Annotated in this window: 3 protein-coding genes and 1 pseudogene; 1 reads left to right on the forward strand and 3 read right to left on the reverse strand. The window is 76.2% G+C overall.

Features of this window, described 5'->3' with window-relative positions:
• Window positions 1–233 precede the first annotated feature (233 nt).
• Window positions 234–722, forward strand: a complete 489-nt coding sequence (locus tag ABT014_RS34350) for an ATP-binding protein (protein WP_350643765.1) — start codon at window positions 234–236, stop codon at window positions 720–722.
• A 34-nt stretch (window positions 723–756) separates the two neighbouring features.
• Here ABT014_RS34350 and ABT014_RS34355 read toward each other — a convergent pair whose 3' ends face one another.
• The 3 genes and pseudogenes from ABT014_RS34355 to ABT014_RS34365 form a co-directional block, all read right to left on the reverse strand.
• Window positions 757–1,104: a hypothetical protein gene (locus ABT014_RS34355; RefSeq protein ID WP_350643767.1), complete on the reverse strand. Its 348-nt coding sequence runs from the start codon at window positions 1,102–1,104 to the stop codon at window positions 757–759.
• A 14-nt stretch (window positions 1,105–1,118) separates the two neighbouring features.
• Window positions 1,119–2,813, reverse strand: coding sequence for a nickel/cobalt transporter (locus ABT014_RS34360; RefSeq protein ID WP_350643769.1), 1,695 nt, complete (start codon window positions 2,811–2,813; stop codon window positions 1,119–1,121).
• Window positions 2,810–3,160: pseudogene (locus ABT014_RS34365) on the reverse strand (tetratricopeptide repeat protein); the annotation flags it as partial. The gene ABT014_RS34360 and the pseudogene ABT014_RS34365, both read right to left, overlap by 4 nt.

Raw genomic sequence — 3,160 nt, forward strand, 5'->3', positions numbered from 1 at the left:
ACCACCACTGGCACCAGGGGTACTGGCACAAGACCTGGCACAAGGCCGGCTGGGAGAACAAGTGGATCCCGGCGCACTGGCAGAAGGTCTGGGTGCCCGCGGGCTGGTACTGCCGCTGATCGTCGTCACCCCCTCGGGCCCGGCGCCGACCGCGCGCCGGGCCCGTCCCGTCCGAGCAGCCGCCCGGAACCCCGCCGCCGACCTGGCGGCGGGCCCGAACAGGAGGCATCGTCATGCCCGCTCCCGCCGGCGCCGCACCGGCAACCCCGCTCCGGCCGGCCGTCCCGCCGGGACCGTCCCCGGCGTGGGCCGAACCGTTCGGCGACAGCGCGCGCTGCGTCGCGCTGGTCCGCTCCCACGCCAGGGCCTTCCTGCTCCGCGCCCACCTCCAGCGGCAGCTGCGCGAGGACGCGCTGCTGGTGATCAGCGAGCTCGTCACCAACGCGATCCGGCACACCCACGGCCCGGGCCGCGTCCGCCTCGCGCCCGGACCCGACGGGCTCGACGTCGAGGTCAGCGACACCAGCCGGGTCCTGCCGCAGCCGCGGCTGGTCGAGCCCGGCACCGCGCTGACCGGGCGCGGACTGGCCATCGTCGCCGTGCTGTGCGACACCCTCTCCGTCACCCTCGACGTGGGCAGCGGCAAGACCGTCCACGCCCACCTGGCACCGGTCCCGCCGGCTCCGGCACCCGGCCCGGCGCGCCCCGCCCGGAGCTGGTGACGGGTGCTCGTACGGCGGCGCCCGGCTCGAGGACTCAGCCGATCGGGGGTACCTGCTCGGGTCTCGCCACGTGGCTGCGGTCGCCGCCGAGGTCGGCGTAGAGGTCCATCCAGCGGCGGTCGGTGCCGGAGGGCGGCTTCCCGTCGCAGAAGGCCTTGGTGCCGTTGGCGGTGTAGTAGCGCAGGAGTTCCAGGACTGATCCGGTGTTGGCGCCGGCACCCGCCGCGTAGCGGTCGGCGGGCAGCTTCGTCTGGTGCACCAGGCAGGTGGGGGAGGCGGTGGCGCTCTGGGCGTCGAGGCTGCCGGCGTCCGGTGCCGAACAGCCGCCCAGCAGGGCGACGGCGAGCAGGGCGCCGAGGGACAGGGTGCGGTGCGCTGTCATGGGTGGCTCCGGGGTCACAGGACGGGCGGGAGACTGCGGACGATCAGGCTCAGGCCGACGGCCAGGACCAGCAGCGCCGTCGCGGTCGCCGTGTGCGGGGCGATCCGGCGGAGCAGGGCGTACGCCGGTCGGTCGGTCAGCCGGGCCAGCCGGTCGCCGATCCGGACCAGCAGCAGGCCCACCGCGGTCAGGGTCGCGGCCATGCCGATCCCGTACGCCACGACCAGGGCGGCGCCGAAGACCGTGCGGCCGAGGGCGACGGCACCGAGCAGCACGACCAGCGCGGACGGGCTGGGCACCAGGCCGCCGGCGATGCCGAGGCCGACCAGGCCGCGGGTGGTGAACGGTTCGGCGCCCGGTGCCTCCGCCGGCGCGTGCGAGTGGTGGTGGCCGAACAGCCCGTGACGGTGCGGTCGTTGCCGCTCGTGGTCGTGGTCGTGGTCGTGGTCGTGGTCGTGGTCGTGGTCGTGGTCGTGGTCGTGGTCGTGGTCGTGGTCGTGGTCGTGGTCGTGGTCGTGCGGATGATGGTGGTCGTGGTGGTCGTGCTGGTCGTGCTCGTGCGGGTGGTGGTGGGCGGGTGCGGTGGTGGCCCCGACCAGCGCGGGTTGCCGGGCGGGGGCCGCTGCGGACGGCTCGACGCGCACCTGGGGACGGCGTCGGGCGTCCCGGAGCAGGCCGGCGCCCACGGCCGCGACGAGGACGCCGCTGACCACGCCGAGCCAGCCGAGCACCAGGTCCCCGGCCAGGGACGAGAACGCGGTGAGGAGGAGCCCGATCACCAGGACGCCGGCGGTGTGGGTGGCGGTCACGGTCGCGCCGACGGTGACGGCGTCGCGGGTGCGGCCGCGCCGCCCGGCCAGGTAGGCCGCCATCACGGTCTTCCCGTGGCCGGGCAGCAGGGCATGCCCGGCACCCAGGACCAGGGACAGCAGGACCGCGAGCAGACCGACCGGCACCGTCAGCCGTTCGGCCCCCACCAGGGCCGCCAACCGCCCGGCCAGCGCCTCGATGCGCGCGCCCGCGCCGCCCGCCGCGGCCGACACCCCGGCCGCCGCCGCACCTGCCGAGCTTCCGTCCCCGGCCCGGGCGGTCAGTTCGGCCCGGGTGTCGCCCCGCGGGGTGTCGAGCAGGTCGCGCGGGTAGCTGCGCAGCTCGTCCGAGGGGGAGGAAGCGGGCACGGTGGAGCGTTCCAGGTGGGCGCCGTCGCCCTTGGCGGTGATCTCGTTCCAGCCGACCCGGGTGGCGTCGGCGCCGGTGTCCACCCGCAGGGTCACCGGACCGTTCCCGAGGTCGAGTCGCGCGCCGAACCGGCAGGTCAGGCGGCTGGTTTGGAGACCGGCCTGGCCTTCCCGGTACTCGAACGCGGTGGAATCCGCGCTCCAGGCGAGCCGCCCGGGCGCGGTGACGACGAGCCGGTCGGCCGACTCGGCGCAGCGGGCGGCCGCCCAGGCGGCACGTTCGGGCGCGCTCGCGGTGCCGTCGCCGTCGGTGTCGACGGCGGAGGCGGCTTGCAGGGTCGGGATCTCGGCGGTGTCGGTGACCGCCAGGACGTCGAGGCGGTCGGCGTGAACGGTGAGGCCGGTGTAGTGGTTGACGGAGAAGTTGCCGAGCGGGTGGGCCTGGGCGGCGGGCGCGGCCAGGGCGCTGATCAGCCACAGCGCGCCGCCGGCCGCGGCGGCCGTGCGCCGGAGGGGTCGACGGTGGGTCACGGTGTGCCTCCGAGGGCGGCGAGGGCGGCGCGGGCCTGCGGGGCCAGCAGCGGGGAGAAGGACGGGTCGGTGCGCAGGGCTTCGGCCAGGTGCGCGCGGGCCGCGTCGGCCAGGCCCAGCGAGCGTTCGATCTCACCGCGGTGGTAGGCGAACAGGGCGTTGTGCCAGCCGTGCTGCTGCGCCTGCTCGGCGAGCGGCAGGGCATCGGCGTCGTGGCCCTGGCGGTGCAGGGCCCAGGCGAGGGCGTCGGCCACCAGGACGTGGTGGCGGCGCTGCCATTCGGCGCGCAGGAGGGTCACGGCCTGTTCGGGGTCGCCGTGGTCGGCCTGGTACTGGCCGAGGGTGAG

This window comes from Kitasatospora sp. NPDC094015, assembly GCF_040304075.1.
Lineage (GTDB): Bacteria > Actinomycetota > Actinomycetes > Streptomycetales > Streptomycetaceae > Kitasatospora.